We start from the raw sequence: 21,730 nt of genomic DNA, 5'->3' as shown, positions 1-21,730 counted from the left end.
CTTATCTTTTATGATTTGAACGATAACCCTTAAAAGGTTTTAAGGGCTTGTTTTTCAAAATAATCCTGCGAATTTAAAGGATCGTTAGGGTTTGAAACTTTTGCGTAACGGCCTTTAGAATTTAACTCGTAGCGTTTTAGAGTGTCTTTCAATTGGATTTCTAAAATATGCAACAATTTATTAGCGATCTTTGGGTTTGTGGCCGGGACAAGCAATTCCACGCGCCTTTCTAAATTTCTGGGCATTAAATCCGCGCTAGAAAAATAGATATTCTCATGTTTAAAATAATAAATGCGTGCATGTTCTAAATATTTCCCCACAATAGAATACACCCTGATATTTTCGCTCAATCCCTTGACTTGGGGCTTTAAACAGCAAATCCCTCTAATAATGAGATCAATTTTAACCCCTTTTTGAGAGGCTTGATAGAGCCATTCAATGATTTCTCTATCCACTAGGGCGTTGGCTTTTAAAATGATATAGCCTTCTTGTTGGTGATTCATTTCATTTTGAATGAGTTCAATGATTTTAGGCTTGATCTGTTTGGGCGCCATAAAAAGCGTTTCTAATGCGCTATTAGTCGCACTGCTAGTGAGTAAGGAATGGAAAAGCTTGATAATGTCGTTAGCGATTTCATTTTTAGCGCTAAAAAAACTCACATCGGTATAGATTTTAGCGCTCAAAGGGTTGTAATTGCCCGTGCTTAAATGGGTGAAATGGCGTAATTGGTTGTCTGTTTTTTTAGTGATCACTAGCATTTTAGCATGCACTTTGAGTTTGAAAACGCCATGAACGACTAACGCGCCCGCCCTTTCTAAAGCTTTTGCCCAATGCAGATTGCTTTCTTCATCAAAGCGCGCTTTTAATTCCACTAAAACGCTCACTTGAATCTTGCTCGCTGCTTCAATTAAAGCTTTGACAATGGGGGAATGCTTGCCCACACGATAAAGCGTCATTTTGATAGAAAGGGTGGCGGGATCGCTAGCGGCTTGCTCTATTAGATCAATTACAGGCTCAAAACTTTCATACGGGTGGAACAGCAACAGATCTTGCTTTTCTATGGATTTGAAGAGATCGTTTTCGTTGAAATGAGGGTGGATTTTGGGCATGAAATTGGGCGATTTAAGCGCTTTAAAATCGCTATGATTGACCAATTCCCACAAATCCCCTAAATTGAGCATGATCATGCTTTTATAGGCATGCATGCCGGTGAGTTTGTGCTTTTTGTAAGAGTGGGTTTGAAAACTCCTTAAAGACGCTAAAAGGGTTTTTAAAAGCTCTTGACTCCCTTTTTGAGTTTGCAAGCGCACGATTTCGCCTTGATTGCGTTTCCTCAAACTCTTACTCATCAAATCCGCATAATCATGCGCTTCATCTTCAGTGATAGCAATATCTGCATCGCAAGTTACCCTAAACGCCATGCAATCTAAAATCTCATGCTCTAAAAACAATTCTTCTAAATGCGCTTCTACGATTTCTTCAGCCAGCACAAACAAGCCTTTTTCTAGCTCTACAAAACGGAAGATAAAAGAGGGGAGTTTGATGAGCGCATAGGAGGTGGTTTGGGTTTCTTTGTCTTTAATGCGGGCAAAAAGTGCGAAAGTCAAATTCGCTAAAGGCGGGAAAGTGTGCGAAGAATCCAACTTAAAAGGCAAGACTAACGCGTAAAGTTGCTCTTTAAAATAGGTTTTAGCCTTAGCTTTTTGCTCTAAATTCAATTCATTATAGGGGGTGATACAAAGCCCTTTTTTAAAGAGTAGGGCTTGGATTTTTTGAAATTCCAACTCCCTTTCTTCAATTTCATGCGCTAAATAATGCTTAATTTTTTCTAATTGTTCTTCAGGGCTTGCGCCATCAATACCTTTAGAGGCGATTTTATGCTCATAGAGTTGTTTAAGCCCTGCCACTCTTATCATGTAAAATTCGTCTAAATTCGTGTCATAAATGGCTAAAAATTTCAAGCGCTCTAATAAAGGCAAGCTCTCATCTTTGGCTTCGTTCAAAACCCTTGTGTTAAAAGCTAACCATGAAAGCTCTCGGTTAAAGAAACGATTCAACAGAAATCCTTTAAATCATCATGTTTAAAAATCAGTTTGTTTGGTGTGATTATATAATGAAATGATAATAATTGAAGCTTTTTTAAAAAGTCATGGTCGGAGTAGCGGGATTCAAACCCACGACCTCACCCACCCCAAGGGTGCGCGCTAATCAGGCTGCGCCATACTCCGCAATCAAAAAGGAATATTCTAATATAAGTTTTCTTAGTTATTGCTTATTTTTGGTTTTTGTTTTGTAGGTTAGACACAAAAACCTAAAAAATGCTAAAAGCATTTTTTAAAAATAAATAGTAAAGAGCTTGATTTTAATCAAGCGATAATTTCTTAAGGCGGTCTTAGGGGGTTAGGGGGATTTTAAGGGGGTTAAGGGGGGGTGTTATCGCAAAATACCACCCTATCCCCTTAAGGAAATGAGTTTTACTATAAGGTTTTTTATTCAGGTTTGACTTGTTGTTTTAGGAGTAGGGGGAGTAGAAAATCTCTGAGCGCGGTTAGGGTTTGGGTTGATTGCATGTTGGATACAAGTAATTTAATGATATTTTCGCATGTTTTTGAGTATTGCTTGATTATTTTATGGTTGAAAGGGATTTGAATTTTTAAGGTGTCAATAGGGCTTAAATTTTGTTGAGATGAGCCTATAGCGTTTCTCTTTAGTATGGCTGAGAATAGGGGATTTCTTATCAAAGAATAATAAAAGGGGTTTAGCTCTTTTTCTTTTGGTAAAACTACGCCGACGCGCTGATTTAAAATACAATTTTTTGAAAACACTAAGGCACAGCGTCCAATATGTCCTGTTAATGTGATTAAAATATTTGTTGGCTCTAATAGGCAATATTTAGGGAGTTTTTTCGGTAAAAATAAAAGATTAGTTGTAATACTTAAATCAACTAATGAATGTTGAACATTTTTATTTGTGATTAAAATATAATCATTTTTGTTGTTGCTGTATGTATTTGATTGAAAAGAATAACCGCTGAAAATATCCACTAGTTCCCCTAGCGTTTTAACTTCAAAATCGTTGGGGATAAGGCGGTTTAATTCTTTAGAAAATTCCATTTTTCCGCCGCTAGTTTGATAGGGTTTGTTATTTTCATCTAAAAAATCAAAACGAACGAAGTATTGCTCATAAAGAAGTTCTAGGATTTTGTGTAAAAGCTCATTGATTTTATGGTTGTTCTCTATTTTTTGATCTAGGATAGAAAGCGTGCGGGCGATTTTTTGTTGTGTTTCTAGTGGGTAAAGTTTGATTTTAATATTGAGAAAATCTAAGGGCGTGATAGAGGGGTAGCTAGAAGTCCCACATTCTGCAATGCGTTGCAAGTAATGAGTGATTTTATCTTGCGTAATATAATAATACAAATAATTAGGGTCTAATTTTTCTAAGTCTATAACATCTATTACGATAAAAGCGGTAGAAACTAAAAAATTTTTTGGAATTTCTTTGATAATCCCAAAGTGGCGTTGGTTGGGTCTTACGCTAGAATAAATAATGCTATTAATAGAGCATTTTCGTTTAGCTCTTGAAGGCAATTTTTCTTTTGTCAAATCAATTTTTAGAAAAGCATTTATTCTATTGTTTGTGATGTTATCAGTATCTAAATAACAAACTTTTTTGTAATTGTCTTTTTTAGTGTAGTTGTTTTGATTGATAGCAATTACTGAATTATTTTTTAAATCTAAAAGTTTAGTCATAATTAAGATTTCCTAAAGTTTCTAAAATTTCTTGTTGCAAGCTCTGGCTTTCATCAAAAAGGCTTGTCAGTTCGCTTGAATATTGTTGCATTAAGCTTTCAAATTCTGCTTGGCTTATTTTCTCGCTTGTGTCTTCTATGGTGAAATACTGCCCGGGGTTTAGGGAATAATTTTTTTCTATGATTTCATCAAAAGAAACCAGAGCGCAAAAATCCGCTTTTTGGGTTTTATTTTGAAAAGTTTCTAAAATCAAATCAATATCGCTTTCTCTTAAGCGCGTTTTTTTGTTTTTGTTTTCGGTGTATTCTTCGCCGAGTTTGGAAGCGTCAATCAAAATCACTTCATCTTCGCTTGGCGTTTTTTTAAAAAAGATGATGCTCACGTTAGTGCCGGTGTTGGCAAAAACTTGACTGGGCATGCAAATCACACCATAAACGAGCTTTTCATCCACTAAATGCCTGACAATCTTATTTTCTACCCCGCTTTTAGCACTAATGAATCCGGTTGGCACGACGATAGCCCCCTTACCCTTATTATTAAGCATGTTCAAGCAATGCTGGAAAAAGAGCGTGTAAATGGGCATTTTGCTTTTATCGTTTTTAGGGATATTAGGCACGCCTAAGAAAAAATCGTTTTTGTTTTGCGAAATTTCGGCATGCTCGTTGGAAAAATCCAGCTTGAAAGGGGGGTTACTCACGATGTAATCCATTTTCCCTTTACATTCTTTAGAATGGTAGGGGTTGGTTAAAGTGTTTCCCTCAATGGCGTATTTTAAAGAGTGGGTCAAGTCGTTTAAAATGAGGTTGAGTTTGAGCATTTTTAAGGATTTTTGCGAAATGTCTTGGGCATAAAGGGTGCAAGAATCCGTTCCTATTTGGTGGGCTAACGCCATTAAAAGCGTTCCTGTGCCTGCGCTTGGGTCATAGATTTTGACATTTTTAGTTGGCTCATTAACTAAAAGCTTAGCAATGATGCTAGCGATGCTTAAAGGGGTGTAGTATTCGGCGTATTTGCCCCCGCCGGCGTTATTGTAATCTTTGAGCAAATATTCAAAAATGGGGGCGAAAAAATCATAGCCTTGCTGGTTTTGTAGGTTTAAAAAAGCTTGTTTGAAATCAAAATTTTTGAGTTTGTCCAGTAAGGCTTTGGTGAAATTAGCCCTTTTAGACTCTTCATTAATGTATTGTGAGACGCTTTCAAATAAAGCGATATTGGTTTCATCCGTGCTTTTGGTGTTGAAAAGCTCGGCATTATTGCTAGAAATACGATTAAAAATAGTATCTAGCTTTAGGTGTAAATCGTTATCGTTAAAATGTTTTTCAAAAAGATAGCTTAAAAGATCATCATAGGCGAGTTTGGGGAGTCCTTTATCTATTAATGTAATAAAAAAATATTCTTTTTCTTCTTCGTTAAAGTCTTTGTAATCTTGTATTGTTTGGTTAGGAAATTCTTGTTCAAAAAGGAATTCAAACTTATCGCATAAGAATTTATACAAAAAGCATTGCGTGATGATCTTGTATTCGTTGCCATCATTCCCTAAACCAAAACTTGCGCAAATGACTTTTAAATCATCAATGAGGCTTAGGGTGTTTTGTTTGATTTGTAATAGAGCGTTATTGGGCATGTGAATTTCCTTGATGGTGGTTTTGCAGCTCGTTAAAAAGGGTTTGAACGATAAATTCTTTTTCTTTTTCTAAATCTTTTAAGGAGGGGTTTTCTTTGAAAGCGTTCCTTAATTCTAGTTTTATGGCATTTTTTAGGTGGTATTCTTCGTTTAAGATTTCTTGACGCTTAGAAATACGCTCATCAATAGATTTTTTTAAGGTGCTTAAAAGCGTGAAAATTCCCACTGGGTCAGAAATGTTTTCTTCCATGAAGCGTTTTTGGAGGCGTTTGTGCGTGATCGCATAAGATAAATCATTATCGTATTTCTTTAATAAGTGGGTGGTTTGTTCTTTGTGTTGTTTGAGTTGTGAAATGATCGCGCTATAAGAATGAGAAATCCCATCAAAATTCTGGCTTGTTGCGGGCGTTTGGAGCAGTTTTGAAAATTCTTTATAAATCTTTTGGATTTCTTTATCTTTTTGATCCGGGATTTTTTCTAAAATTTCTTTAGCTTGCTTTTGTTGGGTGGTAATTTCTTCGCTTTCTTTGAAGTGTAATTCTTTGCGTTCTTTAAACTCTATTTTAAAGTCTAAAAGAGCGATGAGATCTTCTAAAATGATTAAATCGTTTGGGTTTTTAGGCTCATTGATATTTTTTAACGCATAGAGTTGTTTGGCTTTTTGGCTGAGCGTTGAAGAGATTTTATTGATCTTTTCAATATCAATTTTTTCTTTTAATGAAAGGATTTTTTCATCATTAGAAGTGCGGATTAAATTGTAGCGCTCTTTGAGCGTTTTAATAGCGTGTGAAACTTTTTGCAACTCGTTAATTTCGCTAATATTCACAATAGCGTTAGTCATGTCCTCTATATCATCAATGGGGTAATCAAAAAGATCATTATAGGCGTTTTTAATGTCTTTTTCTAAATTCTCACGATCCGCAAAAATGTCTTTGATATTAGAATCGCTGTTGGCATCGCTTTGATTGAATCGGTTTAATTCTTTCAAATAATCATCAGTCGTTTTGTCAAAATTTTCTTGAATCCCTACGAAATCTATAAGATAGCCAAAAGACATGTTGTTATAGGAGCGATTCACTCTGGCTAGGGCTTGGAGTAAATTGTGATCTTTTAATTCTCTGTGGATATAAAGGCGTTTGAGACTGGGTAAATCAAAGCCGGTTAAAAGCATGTTAAATACAAAAACTATATCCGTATCTTCATGTTTGAAAGAATAGATCTTTTCTTTGACTTCTTGTTCGTCATGCAAAATGAGGCTGGATTGGAGTTTTTTTAAAATCCTTAGGTTGGGGTTTTCTTGTAAGACTTTTTCTTGGACTTCATTAAAAAATAAATTAGCTAACCTAGCTTGGGCGCTTGAAAAACAAACCACCATAGCCTTTAAATTTTCATCATTATTTACACGCCTGAAATTCAATAAATCTCTGATGATATAATAGAGCATGGCTTTAATGTATTTTTCATGATTAAAAATAAATTCTTTTTTAACCTCTATGTCTTCAATAGTGATGCTTTCTTGTAAAAGGCGATAGATTTCTTGTAGTTTTTCTTTGTAACTCTTTTCAATGATTTCTAACTGGAGTTTTAGGGTGTGTCTGTCTTTAATGGATTCTGTATAAGAATAGGTGTGCAAGTAGTTGCCAAAAGTGTTTTTAGTGGCTTTATCTTGTGCGTTGTCTTCTAATAGGGGCGTGCCTGTGAGGGCGATTTTGATTGCTGTCTTGTCGCATTCTATCAAATTAGCGTAAAAGCAACCTTTAGGGTCATAGCTCCTGTGGGCTTCATCTATGATAAACACCCTTTGTAAATCGTGGTTATCTTTTGTCGCTTCTTGTAATTCTGTTTTAGAAATAATTTCTTTAGGAACGCTAGAAGGGTCTTTATTAGGGGCTTTGAATTTTTGGATATTCACAACGATGATTTCATCATTCCCTTGAGGGCCTTCAAAAACGCTAGAGCTTTTTAATTTTTGGCTCAAATCCTCTTTATTTTCTGCCTCATGTGCTTGAAGGCCTCTTTTTAAAAACTCGTTTTTGGCTTGCTCTAATAAATCCAACCTATCCACAATAAAATAAAATTTAGTCTTTTTCCCTAGCGGGCTAAAAAAGTCTTTTATGAGTTTGGTTAAATGATAGGTTAAGGCGGTTTTACCGCTGCCTTGCGTGTGCCAAATGATGCCTTTTAGGGGATCTTTGGGGTTATTTTCATAATGCTTTTGCAATTCTTTTAAAACATTCAAGCTCGCAAACATCTGCGCATAACGCCAAATGTGTTTTTTAAACTCTGATTTTTCTTTTAAGAAACTGATGCCGTATTTTAGGATAAAGCAAAGCCTTTTTGGAGAGCAAAACGAAGTTAAAAGGGCGTTTGTGGGGGTGTCAGGGCTTTTTGGGCAGTCGGTGTCTTTAAGGTTAAACTCGTTTAAAACGCTTTTTTGAATTTCTTCAAGCGATTTGTGGTTTTGATGATTTTGATCATTTTGATGATTTTTTCGGGGGGGGGGGGGTAATATCTAGCTTATTGGCTTCAACAAAGCGTTGGAAAATGGGCGAATATGAAGCACTATAAAACGCGCCTTGATCGGGGTTGTTTTCATCATAGGGTAAGTTATCGCTAAAGAGCCAAATTTGTGCAAGGTTATAAAAAACTTTGTTTTCGGGGTTTTTATAGCGTTTGATGTGGCGATCTCTTTCTTCTTTAATGCCTTGTCCGGCTAAAGGCTGTTTAACTTCTATATTCACCAAAGGCAAGCCATTGATAAAAAGGGTGATGTCAGGCCTAAAGGATTTATAGGGTAATTCAGCCATCATTTCATAAAGATTGTTGTTAGGGTTATCAAAGTCTATGATTTGACGCTCGCTTTTGAGCAAGTATTCATAAAAGCTTTTGCCTAAATCATCATATTTCAAGCGTTTTTTCATTTCAGTAAGCGAATCTTTTGCGTTTTTAGTGGGGTTTAATCGCTCAAACGCTTGAGTGAAACTATCTATTAAAATATTAGTGGCCGTGTCTAGGTTAGGCTTAGAATTAGTGGGAATAAAATCATAGCCCAACTTGGCTAAATGCATTAAGGCAGGGACTTGAACCCTTGTGATTTCATTGTGTGGCATGAGCACCCCTTTGATTTAAGGTTGTTATTATAATGTAAAAATAAAAATCATGGTTGTTTGAGTTGCATTTGCAATAACAAACAAGCTTTTTTAAAGAATTGTTTTAAGGTGTTTTGAGAGTGGTTGATAAAATTTGTAAGCTCATTTTCTTTAAGATGCAATGAAACGATTAGAACGCTTTGTAAGATATGAGCGATACTCCCTTCAAATAAAATGCCTATGGTGGGGGTTTTAGCGCTAATTGTTTGGCAAAACCCACTCAAATTATCCACCCATTCAAATATTTCTTGCTTGGTTTTACAAGGCGTGTTTAAATGCGTGAAAAAACCCTCTTTAAAACTCATAAGATTTTTTTGTAAATTGTTTAAATCTTTAGCATGGTTATCTCTAGGGCTAAACATGCTTTTAATGCGAGCGATAGCGTCTTGTTTGTTGATTTGTTTCAATTTCACTTGAGAGTGATTGAGGCTAACAGCATGCTTGATTTTCGCCCCATAGCTTAAATTATAGACTTTTTTAGGCTGGTAATAATGAAGGGCTTCTTCAATCCTTTCTTTAGAGAGCAAAAAAAGCGAGTCGCTAAAAGTTTCATAACCTTTAAAATTGCCCTCTATGCTGATTAAAGATGAGGTGTCAATTTCTTTTTCATCTCCATAATAGGAATTTTTAGCGTGCTTTTTAAACCCTTTAATATAAGCGCAATCTAAAGCGCACAAATAGATTTCATCACTCATCAAACCCGCTAAAGCCACCCCGGCATTGCCCACAAAAGGCGCTGCGTATTCTATACTTAAAGGGCTTATATACGCGCAAGCACTCCCCCCACGCATAAACATCAACGCTTCTTTGGCTAAATTAAAAGCGTTAGGATTGAGCATGTTAGCCCCCATTAAGGGGGTGTCTTCTAGGGGGGCTTTTTCTAAAACTTCCTTAAGATAGTCTATGCGCTCCACTTCTATTTGAAAATCCACTTTAACGCCATGCGTTTTTAAAGGCTTTAAAGCGGTTCCGCATGAAAAAATGATGCAATTTTCTTCATTTTCTTTTAAAAAATCTAACAGCAAATCCAGGCTTGGCCCATTACCCACCACGCAAATGGGGGCGTTAATCTTTTTGGGTTTGGTTTTTAGGGTTTGGTATAGGGGTAAGTTTTTAAGCGTGTTCTTTAACCCTAGCAATTCGTCTTCAAAACTCCCCCAACCCCTTAAGGCTTGTTTGTAATAGCTTTGAATGTTTTCTCGCATGCGCAAATTAAAAGCGCTTTTATAGGGCATGATTTCTAGCTTTAAAAAAGAATGCGTAACAGGGCGTTTTAAAAAATCCATTTTCAATTCATTGGGGTTAAAAAACCCTTGAATAAAGAGTTTAGCCCCTTTTATAATCAAATCTTCATAACGCACAAAATAACAACTGATTTTAAACAAATCTAAATTTTCTTCAAACAAATAAAGCGAATGGAAGCGGTAATTTTGAGCCTGTAAAATAGCCAAAAACAAGCCGTCTAAAACGCCATAAATCATGGTAGGGGGTAGGAATTTCTTTAAAGAGCAAGGCGTTTGATGATTATCTAAAAAGTTTGAGATCGCATGCGTGGCTTTAAGGGTTAGGGGGAGTTTGGGGTTGTTTTGAGTTTTTAAATAATGTAAAGAAAGGTGGTTATTGTCTAATGACCATCTGGGATTATTCAAGGGGTTAGAAGCCATGTTGAAAGCGATTTCTATCATTTGATTTTTAGGGTAGCTTAAAGCGTTTGTGGGCGTGTGTAAGAGATTGAAATGATTTTTTTCAAAAAGCAATTGGTAATTTTTAAAAGGCGTATTGAGAGCGTTAAACAGATTGAGGTGATAGGATTTGAAAAAAATTAAATTATCCCTAAAACGCTTTGAAATTTCTTTTTCTAAAAAGGGCGCATCAAAAGATTCTAGGGCTTTTAAAAAGGGCATGTAATGGCCTTTTTCATCACACCCCTTATGAGTCTTTTAAATCATTTTCTAAAAGTTGGGAAGCGAGGGCGATTTTTTTCAAAGAGATAAAATCTTGTTCGCTGTAGCGTTTGTTGTCATTCATTTTATGGTAGTAGGGGGCGCTTAAATCCAAGGCTTTTTTCTCTAAATCTTGCTTGGTGGTGTTAGTTTGGATTTCAAAAAGACTTTTTGCTTCTTCTAAAGACATAGGGATTTCTATTGCATTGAAGCGTTCAAAATTGTCATAAAGCTCGTTAAAATCTTGATTGTCTATCTGCAAAAACGCCCCCACATCTAAAAACAATTCTTTTTCTTTGCTGTCTAGTATCCCATCAGCATAGGCCAATAACATAAGAAATTCCACTAATTTCAGGCGTTTGGTGTATTCTCCATGCGTGTGGTCGGCGATTTCTTGGCATAAGGATTCAAAATTTTCTTTTTTATCCACAGGCTCATTGAGAAGCTCTTTGGCTAAATTTTGCTGTTCGCTGTTTAAGGGCTGCTCTAATTCATGGATAAAAAGCGTTCTTAAGGCGTTATCCAAAGCGTTTTTTTGAATGTCTAAAAACTTTAAAAGACGCATATACGCACCCGTTTGGGTTTGCTTGAATTTGTCTAGGGGGCTAGATTGCGCTAACAAATAGGGGTCATTTTTCAAGTCGTATTCTTCGGTTTTGGTTTTAGGGTTTAGGGGGTTTTTCAAATATTCTTTGAGAGTGTTGTAAAAATAAAACAACACAACCGCCGCAACAATTAATAAAATGATTTCCATGATTTTCCTTTATGAGTATTTTTTCATTTGTTCTTTGAGGTCTTGTTTTTGCCTGCTCTCTCGCTCTTTTTTGGCTTGATAGAGGCGCATTTGCTCTTCTTTTTGCTTGTCTTGTAAGATCATTTTTCTCTCATGGTTTTTTTTAAGCCGTTCTATGTATTCTTCTCGTTTTTCTGGGTCTTGGAAACTCACAGGGCGGATGAAAAAAACAAACAAAATCAACACAAAAATCCCTATAGCGACAATTTCAGAGCCTTCGCCATTGAAAGCATACCAAAGCCCCCCCATCAAAGAAGCGAGCGCGAGTTTTAAAAAAGCGTTCATTTTAAATGAAAGTAACCTTATGATAATGCGTATCAAGCCCTAAAGCTTGCGTGTTTTTTTCCCCCATAGCCATTAGTGCGATTTGAGGTAAAAATAAAGTGGGGGTGTTGTCATTATCTCTTTTATAAACTTTTGAAGCTTTTAAGCTTAAATTTTCAAAAGCGTAAAAAAGCCCTAAAGAATGCGCGATTAAAAAATCCGCCCCCAAATCAATCCCTAAATAGCGTAAATGCGCGCACTGGAGTAAGCCGCTTGCTTCATTGACTTCTAAAAGGGGGGCGTAATTTTGAAAAGACTCTAAAAAATGGGGGGCTTTTAAACGGATTTTATTGAAAAAATGATCGCTTGGTTTGATGCGAGAAAATTCAGCCCCTACAAACGCGTCAAAAGGGCTTTTCAATTCCCATGCCAAAAATTCATTAACCCACTCATTAAGATAGACTATCTCAATATCTTTTTCATAAACGAGTTGGTATTTTTTCAATTTTTCATTGACGGAGTTGATGATTTCAGGGTTGTTGTCTAAAACTTCTTTAGCATGCAAGATATTCAAATACGAATCTTCTTCGCAAAAAATGAGCGAAACGCCATTGGCTTTGGCTAGAGCCAGATTATACGCAGAAGCGGTAAGGAAATCATGCGTGCTTATAATCTTCCCATAATAGCCCCCATCATAACAAAAAGGCAGATCAATGATTTTTTGCCCCATTTTTTCTAAATAGAGCTTAGCGCTTTTGAGAAGTGATTGCGCGTCTAAATGCTTCGCATAAGCGTTAAAGAGCGCGCAAGTTTTAGGGGGGTTAGGCGTTTTAGGGGGGTTAGAATGGTATTGAAAAAGGCTTAAAAGGTTTTTAGAAAAATCTTTCCATGGCTTGATTTTGGAATTGGTTAGGATTTCTTGCAACTCATAGATTTCATGGTCAATGTTGTCATCGTTTTTATAGAGGTAATGCGCCACGCTTAAAAAATTCATCACGCCGCTTTCAGGCTGAGAAATCATCTCTAATAACCGGTTGCGCTCTGTGGGGTAGCGTTTCATCAGCCATTTAACATACAAGAAAAAGCCATCGCCCAGATATTTAGGGTTTGTTTGGGGGTTGATAAAATTGATTTGGATAAACTTTTCTAACTCTTCTTTTTCGCCTTTAGTGATGTAGGGGACTTGTTTGAAAAAAACTTCATAGTTTTTTAAAACCGCCTTTTCATCAACCACCAAATCTTTTAAAGCGTATCGTTTGGATAGGGGATCTAGCACCCACTCTTTAGAAAAAAACGCCACCAAATCGCTCACTTTAGCGTCTTCAAACACCGCAATTTGATTGATTTTAAGCGCGATATTTTCACTATAGCTCACGCCTTTGAGTTGTTTTAAAAGATCTAAAAGGTATTGATCTTCTTGGTATTCTAAAAAATAAGATTCATAAGCAGGGTTGTAATCTTTGTTGGTTTCAAAACGAAAGACCTTTACATGCAATTTCAAAACGCTCATCAATGATTCCTTTAGCTTTTGTGTAAATTTTCTAAAATCGCGCGGTTTTTGGAATTGGAAAAAAGGGCCTCTTTAGAATCCAGCCATTCTTTAGACTCTCGTTCGTCTTTTTTTGGCTCTTGAAGGGGTGGTTCTTCTTTATGGAACACTTCAAGCGAATCGCAACGATTGAATAAAACGGCATTTTCATTTTTTTCTTTGATAAGGATTTGAATGATGCCAGGAAGTTTTACTTGAACCACACTGCCAATATTGTTAGGGCCAAACCCGGCTTCAAACTGCACGCTTTGTGTGTCAATCATCAAGCTTTCTAAGGTGTATCCGGCTAAAACAAACAGCACTAACGCGCCGAATTTTTCATGGATTTCTTTAGGGAGCTTGGGGGAAAAATCAATCGCATCTCTTTCACACAAAAGGTTAAAACTCAAATGGTTTTTGGACAGAAATTGCAAGTATTCAACGCAATGTTTGTTATTTAAAAGCCTTAATTCTCTTTGCATGCGAGCAACCTTTCAAATTCTTCTAACAAATGGCACACCTCTTGCATGCCAATTTCCCAAAATTCTTTGCTATCAATATCAAAGCCAAACATGGACACTAATTCTTTAGGGCTTTTTGACCCTCCTAAGCTCAAAAATTCCGTGTAAGTTTTAACAAATTCTTTAGCGTCGCTTTTTTTATAAAGCCCATAAAGCGCTAAAGTCAAAAGCTGCCCGTAACTATAAGCGTAGCAATAAAAAGGCGAATGGATAAAATGGGGGATATAGCTCCACCACAAATGGTAGTTTTTAGTGAGTTTCACGCTCTTTTCAAACATTCTTTGGTTTTCTTCAAACCAGATTTGATCAAAATCTTTGGTGTCTAATTCTTCATCCATTTCATGGATTCTTCTTTCAAAATTAGTCATCACCACTTGCCTAAAAAGGGTAGAAAAAATATCTTCTAACTTGCCTGCTAGCATGAAAAGGAGTTCATCTTGTTTTAAACCCTTTTTTAAATGCTCAAAAAACAGCATTTCAGAAAAGACAGAAGCGGTTTCTGCGGTGGTTAGGGGCGTATCCATGTTCAATACGCCCTGTTTTTTGGACAATTCTTGGTGGATCATATGCCCAAATTCATGAGCGATAGTGAAAGCGTCTCGGCGATTTCCTGTGTAGTTTAATAACACATAAGGGTGAACGCTAGGCGTTGCACCATGGCTAAAAGCCCCACCTTGCTTAAAGTCTTTAGGGTGTGAATCCACCCAGCCTTCTTTAATCGCTTTAGAAGCGATTTTATGGAATTCAGGGCTAAAGGCTTTAAGGGTGTTAAGCACTTCTTCTAAAGCTTGAGAGTAAGTCATGGTGGTGTTTTCATCGTTTAAAGGAGCGTAGCGGTCGTAATCTTTGAGCTTATGCCCTAAAATTTGCGCTTTTTGATGGTAGTAACGATGCACTAAAGAAAAATTAGCGTTCACAATCTCTATCATGCTATCCACACTCTCTTGAGAGATCTGGTTGTCAATGTGGCGGAAACTCTCTTTTTTATCGTATTTTCTTAGCCTAGTTTCAATGAGCAAATCTTTACGCACCATGTTTAAAATGTAAGTGAGTAAAGGGCGGGATTTTTCTAACGCTTTGCTGAAAGCTTTTTGGGATTTTTTGCGGATCTTGCGTTTGGGGTTGTGCAAGAGGGCTAAAATTTCTTCTTCGCTTAAGTTTTGCTCTTCAAAAGGGATTTTCAAAGAAGAAAAATGCTCATCAAAAAGACGGCTAAACGCGCCCACTCCCACAGGTGAAAGGGCTAGAGCGATCTTTTCTTCATCTAAATTTAGGGTGTGCTTTTTCTTTTCTATGAGATTGTTCAAATAAAAAGCATGGTCTTTGCATTTTTTAATGAAAGCGAGTTGTTTTTTGGCGTCTAAATTCTTGAATTCAATTTCAAAAAACAAAAGGTGTTGTTGGATATTCGCGCAAACCATTTCGCACTGCGAATAAAACTTCGCTTCTTTAGTGTTCTTAGCAAAAAGCAATTGAGCGTAAGTCATCGCTCTAGAGATTTTTTCTGACAAATTTTCGTAATGTTTAAGAGCGTCGGCAAATTTTGCAGCGTCTAAATTCTTAAGGTTGTTTTGATAAGCGCTCTCAAATTCTTGCACTTCTGTTTGTAAGATTTTTAAAAATTCTTCTGTGCTTTCTTTATTTTCAAATAAAGCGCTTAAATCCCATTCTTGCTCTTTCATAAAATCCCCTTTTTATATCAATTTGGAGTTAAAATATGCTTGTATTCTAACATAACACTGACAATACAAGCAAACTTATCATTTGGTTTTTTGTGCAATTATTTTTTAGCTGGCTCGTTTTCTTGGCTCTTTTGGTGCAAAATAAATTGAGCGATAGATTCTAGGTATTTTAAAATAAAAGGGGTTGCTAACATAGAAAAAACCACCATAAGGATAAGGAATTGGTGGATGTCATTTTGAGCGATACTTAAGATATTTTTTTGGTGCAAAAAACCAAGAATCCCTTTTTTTTCTTGCAAATTAAAGAGCTGGTGCGAGCCTGAATTTAAAAAGATAACAAAAGAAAACTCCCCGATTTGCGCCAAAGAAAGAGCGGTTTTTATGGCAGTTTTAGCGTCTCTAAAAAAACGCAAAAGCGCATAAATGATAGCAGTCTTAAAACCCATCACTAAAATGAGTAAGAAGATGACAACAAAGAACTTCTCCATAAAGAAACTCACATTAATTTGCATCCCTATCGTAATGAAAAAAAGGGCTAAGAAGAGGTTTTTTAATTGCGCGAATTCTTCTTGAACATTGATTTTATAGCGCGATTTAGAAATCGCCATGCCCACAATGAACGCCCCCAAAGACATAGAAAACCCAAAAAAATGGCTCAACCCTGCTGCGCTGCAAACAATCACTAAAATCGTGCCTATAAAAATTTCAGGCAAGCGCGTGTCTTTTGCTTGCTCTAAGATGAGATTAGCCCCTTTTTTTCCAGGCAATAATAAAAGAACTAAAATAATCCCTGCTGAAACAAGGGTTTTAAGAATGAGTAAATTGACATTAGAATCTTTGCTGCCTAGAATAGTGAGAATTAAAAGCATGGGAATGGCTGCAATATCTTGGAAAATCAAAATCCCCACCGCGCTCTTTCCCATGGGCGTGCTAAGCTGTTTGGAATCTTCAAAGAATTTCAGCACAATAGCGGTTGAAGAGAGCGAAAGCCCCATGCCTAAAACAAGGGAAAAAATGGGTGAAAGACCCAAAATAAAATACCCCACTAAAAAAGCGATTAAAGCGCACAAAATGACTTGTAAAAGCCCAAAAACCAGCACTTCTTGTTTGATGGATTTGAGCTTGTCAAAATTAAACTCAATGCCTATCATAAACATTAAAAAGACGATACCAAATTCACCAATATCAGACAACAAATTAAAATCATTGATTTTAAAAAAAGCCGCTAAGACCGTTCCTGTGCAAATGTAGCCAATGATAACCGGCATGTCTAATTTCTTTAAAAAGATTCCAAAGCCTACCGCAAGCCATAAGCCAGCAATAACAATATAAAGTGTGCTGTTTTCCATAAAAACCCTTCCCCAGTAGAATCAATTTGTTTTAAAGAAATAAAAGCGAAACTATCCTATTAAATTGAGCCATTAAATAACACTATTGAATAAAATAATATCTATCAAATATATATAAGTAATTGATTATTTAAATCTTACTAAACCCATATTCAAACGCAAACACCAAACGCTCTTCTATTGAGTAAAATAAAAATTAAAACGCTAGGATTATACTGCACTAAGGCAAACTTTCTATTTATGAAAAAGATTTTTGAACCCCAACCTTTTAAGAGTTGGCTAGGGTTTGATTTGATGAAGAAGAGCGAACGAAAGAATAAATTAGAAAGTGAAGACATAATCCACATACCAAGAATAGTAGCGGATAAGCCCTACATCTTTGCTGCCCTGATTAACCATAGGGAATTTCACGCCCGCTTCAAACGCGCTGCGATCCCCAACGCGCATTCTTCCGCCTAAATTCCATAAGAACTGGAATCTCGTTTGATTGACATCATAAGGGAACATCCAAGTGTTTCCGGCTAATTGAACGCCACCAATGAGACCTAGAGCGAATTTATCCAAAGGAATGAGATTGACAATCAAATCGCCACCGCCACCATAGGTGAGCAAATTGGTTTTGGTGTGTTCAGTCCCCGAAGTGTTAAACCAATCTAAAAAGCCATACACCCTAGCCCCAAACCATTTATTGGCAAAGCCTACAAAACCTAATTTGAAATTCAAACCATAAAGATCATTGCCATGGCGCCAATCAGAGTAATTGCTGTTATAAGGGCCATAACGACCTTGCTGATAACCCGCACCCATAAAAAACCCATTCACTTCGCCAGCCAGTGCTAAACTCGCACTCAAGCTTAAAATACAAGCAATTCTTTTAATCATAATAAATCCTTCTTGTTGAATTAAAGTTACACCCTAAAATCGGTTATTTTTCTAAAAGGTTTAATTTTTTATCAAAGATGAGGGTTTTAGAGTGAAAATATTGATTAAATCATGGATAAGTGGGATACACCTACAAAACCACCTCAAATTTTTAAAATACAAATTTTTAAGATACAAATAGGTATAATCACCAACTTCAATTTAATCAAAGGGAGTTCTATGAAAAATACTTTCAAAGCGTTTGCCTTTTTAATCGTATTTTTTTCAAGTGCTCTTTTGGCACAGGATTTAAAAATCGCTGCTGCTGCTAATCTCACACGTGCTTTAAAAGCCCTTGTTAAAGAATTTCAAAAAGAACACCCAAAAGACGCTATTAGTATTAGTTTTAATTCTTCAGGCAAACTCTACGCTCAAATCACTCAAAACGCCCCTTTTGATTTATTCATTTCAGCGGATATGATTAGACCTAAAAAGCTTTATGATGAAAAAATAACCCCTTTTAAAGAAGAAGTCTATGCTAAAGGCGTGTTGGTTTTGTGGAGCGAAAATCTAAAAATGGATTCTTTAGAAATTCTTAAAGACCCTAAAATTAAATATATCGCTATGGCTAATCCTAAACTAGCCCCTTATGGAAAAGCCAGTATGGAAGTCTTAGAGAATTTAAAACTCGCTTCCAGTCTTAAACCTAAAATCATTTATGGCGCTTCTGTTTCTCAAGCCCATCAATTTGTCGCTACTAAAAACGCTCAAATAGGCTTTGGAGCGTTATCTTTGATGGATAAAAAAGATAAAAACCTCTCTTATTTCATCATTGATAAAGCCCTTTATAACCCTATTGAACAAGCTTTGATCATCACTAAAAATGGGGCTAACAACCCTTTAGCCAAAGTTTTTAAAGATTTTTTATTCAGCCCTAAAGCTAGAGCTGTCTTTAAAGAATACGGCTATATTGTGGATTAAAACGCATAAAAAAGGCGAATAATGGATCATGAGTTTTTGATTACCATGCGTTTGAGCTTTTCTTTAGCCTTGATTACCACCCTTATTTTACTCCCTATAGGGATTTTTTTGGGCTATTTTTTAAGCCTTAAACGCAATCTTTTAACGAGCTTAACAGAAACGCTTGTGTATATGCCTTTAGTTTTACCCCCAAGCGTGCTAGGGTTTTATCTCCTTTTAATCTTTTCGCCTTCTTCTTTTTTAGGAGCGTTTTTACAAGATGCGTTAAATGTGAAACTTGTTTTTAGTTTTCAAGGGCTTATTTTAGGGAGTGTGATTTTTTCCTTACCCTTTATGGTAAGCCCCATTAAAAGCGCGCTAATTTCCTTGCCCGCTTCTTTAAAAGAAGCCAGTTATAGCTTGGGTAAAGGGGAATATTACACCCTTTTTTTTGTCCTACTCCCTAACATCAAACCCAGTTTATTGATGGCTATCATCACAACTTTTACGCACACTATAGGTGAATTTGGCGTGGTGATGATGCTTGGGGGTGATATATTAGGGGAAACAAGAGTGGCCAGTATTGCGATTTTTAACGAAACTGAAGCGCTCAATTTCCCTAAAGCCCACCAATACGCCTTAACGCTCACGCTTATCAGTTTTAGCCTCTTATTTGTTACCCTATTTTTGAATAAAAAACAAAGCTCGTTTTTATGATAAAAGCGCGGTTTAAAAAACGCCTTTTAGGATCTAGGGGCGCGTTTGATTTGAATATAGACTTAGAAATTAAAGAAGCGGAAGTTGTCGCTTTATTAGGAGAATCGGGAGCGGGTAAAAGCACGATTTTACGCATTTTAGCAGGGCTTGAAGCGGTGAATAGCGGCTATATTGAAGTCAATCATTCAGTATGGCTAGACACTCAAAAAAAGATTTTTTTAAAACCGCAACAACGAAAAATCGGCTTTGTGTTTCAAGATTACGCCCTATTTCCGCATTTAAATGTGTATCAAAACATCGCCTTTGCTCAACCTAAAGATACAAATAAAATCCACGAAGTGTTACGCTTAATGCGTTTAGAAAATTTAAGCCAGCAAAAAATTCTTCAACTCTCTGGCGGACAAGCCCAACGAGTCGCTTTAGCAAGAGCTTTGATCGCAGCCAAGAATTTATTGCTTTTAGATGAGCCTTTAAACGCCCTAGATAACGCCTTAAAAAACGAAGTGCAACAAGGTTTGCTTGATTTTATCAAACGTGAAAATTTAAGCGTGTTATTGGTAAGCCATAATCCCAATGAAATCACCAAACTCGCGCAAACTTTTCTCTTTTTAAACAATGGCGTTATTGATCCTAATCAAGAAAATCGGCTTTTTTCAAACCGCCTATGGGTAAAACCTCTCTTTGAAGATGAAAATTATTGCCATTATGAGGTCATTCCTCAAACGATCAGTTTGCCAAAAAACTGCTTGAACCCAACTTTTAAGCTTGATTTCAATCAAGGCAAAAAATTTTAGAAATATTTTTTTCATTTTCCTCTTAAAACCCTCTTATTTTTCAAAAAATGCAAACTTTATGCACCCATTTTAGTGTTAGGAATAACGCTAAAGTTTTAGGGAGTCGCTCTCATAACAACCGCTAAAATCAAACTCTTTTATTAATATCCAATGAAAACAGAGCCAATCTTTTAGTTTTTCAAAAACTCTTCTATTCTTTTGACGCTCTCTGCTTTGCCTAAAATAAAAAGTGCTTCTTTAAGGCCTATCCCGCCCCCCTTGCCCAAAAGGGCTAATCTTAAAGGCTGCATGAAACTACCCGCTTTAATCTTTTCTTCTTCAATGATTTGGTGCATGGTGTTTTCTAGCGCGCTTTCATCGTTGAAATTGGTTGTATTTAATTCCAATTTAAACTTTTCTAACAAGGGCATAACGAGCGCTTGATTGAGTTTTTTCAAAACCTTTTCTTCATACTCTATAGGGGCGATTAAAACCTCATCTATTTTAAGGGCTAATTCTTTTAAAGTTTGAGATCTTTCTTTGAGGGCGTCCAACAAGCGATCCAATTGAGCGGGGTTTAAATGCGAGAGATCGCTAAAACTAAAAGGCTTTAAAAGCTTTAATAATTCTTGTGTGCTTTGGTTTTTTAAATAGTGAGCGTTGAGCCAATTAAGCTTGTGCCAGCTGAAGCAACTGGGCGAAGAATTTAAATCTTTAGGGTCAAAACATTCCAATAATTCTTGCATGCTAAAAATCTCTTTATCTTGATAGCTCCACCCCAAACGCGCTAAAAAATTCACTAAAGCTTCCTTAAGATAGCCCCTTTCTTGATAGTCCATCACATTAGTGGCCCCATGGCGTTTGCTTAATTTTTGCCCTTCTTCGTTCAAAATCATCGGCACATGGAAAAAATTAGGGATTTTAAAATTCAAAGCCTTATAGAGAACGATTTGTTTAGGGGTGTTAGAAAGGTGATCATCGCCTCTAATCACATCAGTAATCCCCATTAAAGCGTCATCAATAATAACCACAAAGTTATAAGTGGGCGTCCCATCGCTCCTGGCGATAATAAAATCGTCTATTTCGTTAGTGTTCACTCTCACTTCGCCTTTAACCCCGTCATTAAAACTAATGATCTCATTTTGGGGGACTTTAATCCTTACCACAGGCTCTATGCCTTTAGGGGGCGTGCCTTTAAAATCACGATAACGATTGTCATAGCGTGGGGTTTCTTTCCTAGCTTTTTGCTCTTCTCTCAAAGCGTCCAACTCATCTTTGCTCATGTAGCAATAATAGGCTTTGTCTTCGTCTAAGAGTTTTTGAATGTATTCTTTATAAATCTCAAAGCGTTTGGATTGGTAGAGGATTTCGCCATCGTATTCTAGCCCTACCCATTTGAAAGCTTCTATAATGGCGTTAGCCGCTTCTATAGAGTTACGGCTCAAATCCGTGTCTTCAATGCGTAAAAAAAACTTTCCTTGATTGGCTCGTGCAAAAAGATAGTTGAAAATGGCTGTCCTTAAGCCTCCTATGTGGAGATAGCCAGTGGGCGATGGAGCGAAGCGCGTAACGATCAAACTCATTATTCTAACCTTAAAAATAAAATACTCTTATTGTATTCAAAAATGGCTTAAAAATGGTTTCACTTTTTTCTATTAAAATTAGTGTATGATTGAGATTATTTTTGATTAGGATCACCCATGCAATTTCCAAAAGCCTTATTACATTCATCATTCTTTTTACTTTTACTTTTATCTTTTTGTATCGCTGAAGAAAATGGGGCGTATGCGAGCGTGGGGTTTGAATATTCCATTAGT

18 protein-coding genes, 1 tRNA gene and 3 pseudogenes are annotated in these 21,730 nt (G+C 36.4%); 5 read left to right on the top strand and 17 right to left on the bottom strand.

Annotated elements, in window-relative coordinates; genetic code table 11:
* Positions 1-29 precede the first annotated feature (29 nt).
* The 5 genes from KX581_RS02205 to KX581_RS02185 form a co-directional block, all read right to left on the bottom strand.
* Entirely contained in the window at positions 30-2,057 is a 2,028-nt protein-coding gene (locus KX581_RS02205; RefSeq protein ID WP_231175470.1) for an RNA degradosome polyphosphate kinase, read from the bottom strand.
* A 93-nt stretch (positions 2,058-2,150) separates the two neighbouring features.
* A tRNA-Pro gene (locus tag KX581_RS02200) sits at positions 2,151-2,228 on the bottom strand.
* A gap of 261 nt (positions 2,229-2,489) precedes the next feature.
* Positions 2,490-3,749 carry a restriction endonuclease subunit S gene (locus tag KX581_RS02195; protein WP_180398472.1) on the bottom strand — a complete coding sequence of 420 codons (1,260 nt, stop codon included), beginning with the start codon at positions 3,747-3,749 and terminating at the stop codon, positions 2,490-2,492.
* Positions 3,742-5,373, bottom strand: a complete 1,632-nt coding sequence (locus KX581_RS02190; protein ID WP_231175469.1) for an N-6 DNA methylase — start codon at positions 5,371-5,373, stop codon at positions 3,742-3,744. Before KX581_RS02190 ends, KX581_RS02195 begins: the two co-directional genes overlap by 8 nt.
* A complete protein-coding gene (locus KX581_RS02185; RefSeq protein WP_331273815.1) occupies positions 5,363-7,624 on the bottom strand; it encodes a DEAD/DEAH box helicase family protein in 2,262 nt (753 codons plus the stop codon). The genes KX581_RS02190 and KX581_RS02185 overlap by 11 nt, the downstream gene beginning before the upstream one ends.
* A 55-nt stretch (positions 7,625-7,679) precedes the next feature.
* Here KX581_RS02185 and KX581_RS08320 point away from each other — a divergent pair, with 55 nt between their 5' ends.
* Positions 7,680-7,811, top strand: coding sequence for a hypothetical protein (locus tag KX581_RS08320; protein ID WP_276145998.1), 132 nt, complete (start codon positions 7,680-7,682; stop codon positions 7,809-7,811).
* On the opposite strand, the pseudogene KX581_RS08315 reads toward KX581_RS08320, so the two are convergent.
* The 11 genes and pseudogenes from KX581_RS08315 to KX581_RS02135 form a co-directional block, all read right to left on the bottom strand.
* A pseudogene (locus KX581_RS08315) lies at positions 7,795-8,483 on the bottom strand (type I restriction endonuclease). The gene KX581_RS08320 and the pseudogene KX581_RS08315 overlap by 17 nt on opposite strands.
* Positions 8,484-8,530: 47 nt before the next feature.
* Positions 8,531-10,426, bottom strand: a complete 1,896-nt coding sequence (locus KX581_RS02180) for a motility associated factor glycosyltransferase family protein (RefSeq protein WP_231175468.1) — start codon at positions 10,424-10,426, stop codon at positions 8,531-8,533.
* A 25-nt stretch (positions 10,427-10,451) separates the two neighbouring features.
* A complete protein-coding gene (locus tag KX581_RS02175; protein ID WP_180605107.1) occupies positions 10,452-11,219 on the bottom strand; it encodes a TerB family tellurite resistance protein in 768 nt (255 codons plus the stop codon).
* A gap of 9 nt (positions 11,220-11,228) precedes the next feature.
* Positions 11,229-11,543 (bottom strand): hypothetical protein, encoded by a 315-nt coding sequence (locus KX581_RS02170; RefSeq protein ID WP_001861281.1) that lies wholly within the window; start codon positions 11,541-11,543, stop codon positions 11,229-11,231.
* A gap of 1 nt (position 11,544) precedes the next feature.
* Positions 11,545-13,032 carry a DUF5644 domain-containing protein gene (locus KX581_RS02165; RefSeq protein WP_231175467.1) on the bottom strand — a complete coding sequence of 496 codons (1,488 nt, stop codon included), beginning with the start codon at positions 13,030-13,032 and terminating at the stop codon, positions 11,545-11,547.
* A gap of 11 nt (positions 13,033-13,043) precedes the next feature.
* Positions 13,044-13,532 carry a hypothetical protein gene (locus KX581_RS02160; protein WP_108300290.1) on the bottom strand — a complete coding sequence of 163 codons (489 nt, stop codon included), beginning with the start codon at positions 13,530-13,532 and terminating at the stop codon, positions 13,044-13,046.
* Complete coding sequence (locus tag KX581_RS02155) at positions 13,517-15,253, bottom strand: M3 family oligoendopeptidase (RefSeq protein WP_231175466.1); 1,737 nt, start codon at positions 15,251-15,253, stop codon at positions 13,517-13,519. The genes KX581_RS02160 and KX581_RS02155 overlap by 16 nt, the downstream gene beginning before the upstream one ends.
* Positions 15,254-15,351: 98 nt before the next feature.
* Positions 15,352-16,602, bottom strand: a complete 1,251-nt coding sequence (locus KX581_RS02150) for a cation:proton antiporter (RefSeq protein ID WP_231175465.1) — start codon at positions 16,600-16,602, stop codon at positions 15,352-15,354.
* A gap of 152 nt (positions 16,603-16,754) precedes the next feature.
* Entirely contained in the window at positions 16,755-16,940 is a 186-nt protein-coding gene (locus KX581_RS02145; RefSeq protein WP_231175464.1) for a hypothetical protein, read from the bottom strand.
* Positions 16,924-17,484, bottom strand: a complete 561-nt coding sequence (locus KX581_RS02140) for an outer membrane beta-barrel protein (RefSeq protein WP_000595776.1) — start codon at positions 17,482-17,484, stop codon at positions 16,924-16,926. The genes KX581_RS02145 and KX581_RS02140 overlap by 17 nt, the downstream gene beginning before the upstream one ends.
* 43 nt (positions 17,485-17,527) lie before the next feature.
* Positions 17,528-17,661, bottom strand: a pseudogene (locus KX581_RS02135) (orotate phosphoribosyltransferase).
* 42 nt (positions 17,662-17,703) lie between these two features.
* Here KX581_RS02135 and modA point away from each other — a divergent pair.
* The 4 genes and pseudogenes from modA to KX581_RS08395 all read left to right on the top strand — a co-directional run.
* On the top strand, positions 17,704-18,444 hold the full coding sequence (gene modA / locus KX581_RS02130; protein ID WP_231175463.1) for a molybdate ABC transporter substrate-binding protein: 741 nt from the start codon (positions 17,704-17,706) through the stop codon (positions 18,442-18,444).
* 21 nt (positions 18,445-18,465) lie between these two features.
* On the top strand, positions 18,466-19,140 hold the full coding sequence (modB, locus tag KX581_RS02125; protein ID WP_231175462.1) for a molybdate ABC transporter permease subunit: 675 nt from the start codon (positions 18,466-18,468) through the stop codon (positions 19,138-19,140).
* Positions 19,137-19,934: an ATP-binding cassette domain-containing protein gene (locus tag KX581_RS02120; RefSeq protein WP_231175461.1), complete on the top strand. Its 798-nt coding sequence runs from the start codon at positions 19,137-19,139 to the stop codon at positions 19,932-19,934. Before modB ends, KX581_RS02120 begins: the two co-directional genes overlap by 4 nt.
* A 29-nt stretch (positions 19,935-19,963) precedes the next feature.
* A pseudogene (locus tag KX581_RS08395) lies at positions 19,964-20,056 on the top strand (metalloprotease); the annotation flags it as partial.
* A gap of 48 nt (positions 20,057-20,104) precedes the next feature.
* Here KX581_RS08395 and gltX read toward each other — a convergent pair.
* Positions 20,105-21,496 (bottom strand): glutamate--tRNA ligase, encoded by a 1,392-nt coding sequence (gene gltX, locus KX581_RS02115; protein ID WP_120871802.1) that lies wholly within the window; start codon positions 21,494-21,496, stop codon positions 20,105-20,107.
* Positions 21,497-21,730: the final 234 nt, after the last annotated feature.

The organism is Helicobacter pylori, assembly GCF_021062735.1.
In the GTDB taxonomy this organism is placed as follows: domain Bacteria; phylum Campylobacterota; class Campylobacteria; order Campylobacterales; family Helicobacteraceae; genus Helicobacter; species Helicobacter pylori_DN.
Note: the sequence above shows the minus strand (reverse complement) of the source record. Positions and strands in the feature narration are given on the sequence as shown.

What these genes read in the sequence shown, in the direction of transcription:
- KX581_RS02195 (WP_180398472.1), bottom strand. Translation starts at nt 3,749, where the DNA reads ATGACTAAACTTTTAGATTTAAAAAATAATTCAGTAATTGCTATCAAT.
- KX581_RS02190 (WP_231175469.1), bottom strand. Translation starts at nt 5,373, where the DNA reads ATGCCCAATAACGCTCTATTACAAATCAAACAAAACACCCTAAGCCTC.
- KX581_RS02185 (WP_331273815.1), bottom strand. Translation starts at nt 7,624, where the DNA reads ATGTTTGCGAGCTTGAATGTTTTAAAAGAATTGCAAAAGCATTATGAA.
- KX581_RS08320 (WP_276145998.1), top strand. Translation starts at nt 7,680, where the DNA reads ATGCCGTATTTTAGGATAAAGCAAAGCCTTTTTGGAGAGCAAAACGAA.
- KX581_RS02180 (WP_231175468.1), bottom strand. Translation starts at nt 10,426, where the DNA reads ATGCCCTTTTTAAAAGCCCTAGAATCTTTTGATGCGCCCTTTTTAGAA.
- KX581_RS02175 (WP_180605107.1), bottom strand. Translation starts at nt 11,219, where the DNA reads ATGGAAATCATTTTATTAATTGTTGCGGCGGTTGTGTTGTTTTATTTT.
- KX581_RS02170 (WP_001861281.1), bottom strand. Translation starts at nt 11,543, where the DNA reads ATGAACGCTTTTTTAAAACTCGCGCTCGCTTCTTTGATGGGGGGGCTT.
- KX581_RS02165 (WP_231175467.1), bottom strand. Translation starts at nt 13,032, where the DNA reads ATGAGCGTTTTGAAATTGCATGTAAAGGTCTTTCGTTTTGAAACCAAC.
- KX581_RS02160 (WP_108300290.1), bottom strand. Translation starts at nt 13,532, where the DNA reads ATGCAAAGAGAATTAAGGCTTTTAAATAACAAACATTGCGTTGAATAC.
- KX581_RS02155 (WP_231175466.1), bottom strand. Translation starts at nt 15,253, where the DNA reads ATGAAAGAGCAAGAATGGGATTTAAGCGCTTTATTTGAAAATAAAGAA.
- KX581_RS02150 (WP_231175465.1), bottom strand. Translation starts at nt 16,602, where the DNA reads ATGGAAAACAGCACACTTTATATTGTTATTGCTGGCTTATGGCTTGCG.
- KX581_RS02145 (WP_231175464.1), bottom strand. Translation starts at nt 16,940, where the DNA reads ATGTCTTCACTTTCTAATTTATTCTTTCGTTCGCTCTTCTTCATCAAA.
- KX581_RS02140 (WP_000595776.1), bottom strand. Translation starts at nt 17,484, where the DNA reads ATGATTAAAAGAATTGCTTGTATTTTAAGCTTGAGTGCGAGTTTAGCA.
- modA (WP_231175463.1), top strand. Translation starts at nt 17,704, where the DNA reads ATGAAAAATACTTTCAAAGCGTTTGCCTTTTTAATCGTATTTTTTTCA.
- modB (WP_231175462.1), top strand. Translation starts at nt 18,466, where the DNA reads ATGGATCATGAGTTTTTGATTACCATGCGTTTGAGCTTTTCTTTAGCC.
- KX581_RS02120 (WP_231175461.1), top strand. Translation starts at nt 19,137, where the DNA reads ATGATAAAAGCGCGGTTTAAAAAACGCCTTTTAGGATCTAGGGGCGCG.
- gltX (WP_120871802.1), bottom strand. Translation starts at nt 21,496, where the DNA reads ATGAGTTTGATCGTTACGCGCTTCGCTCCATCGCCCACTGGCTATCTC.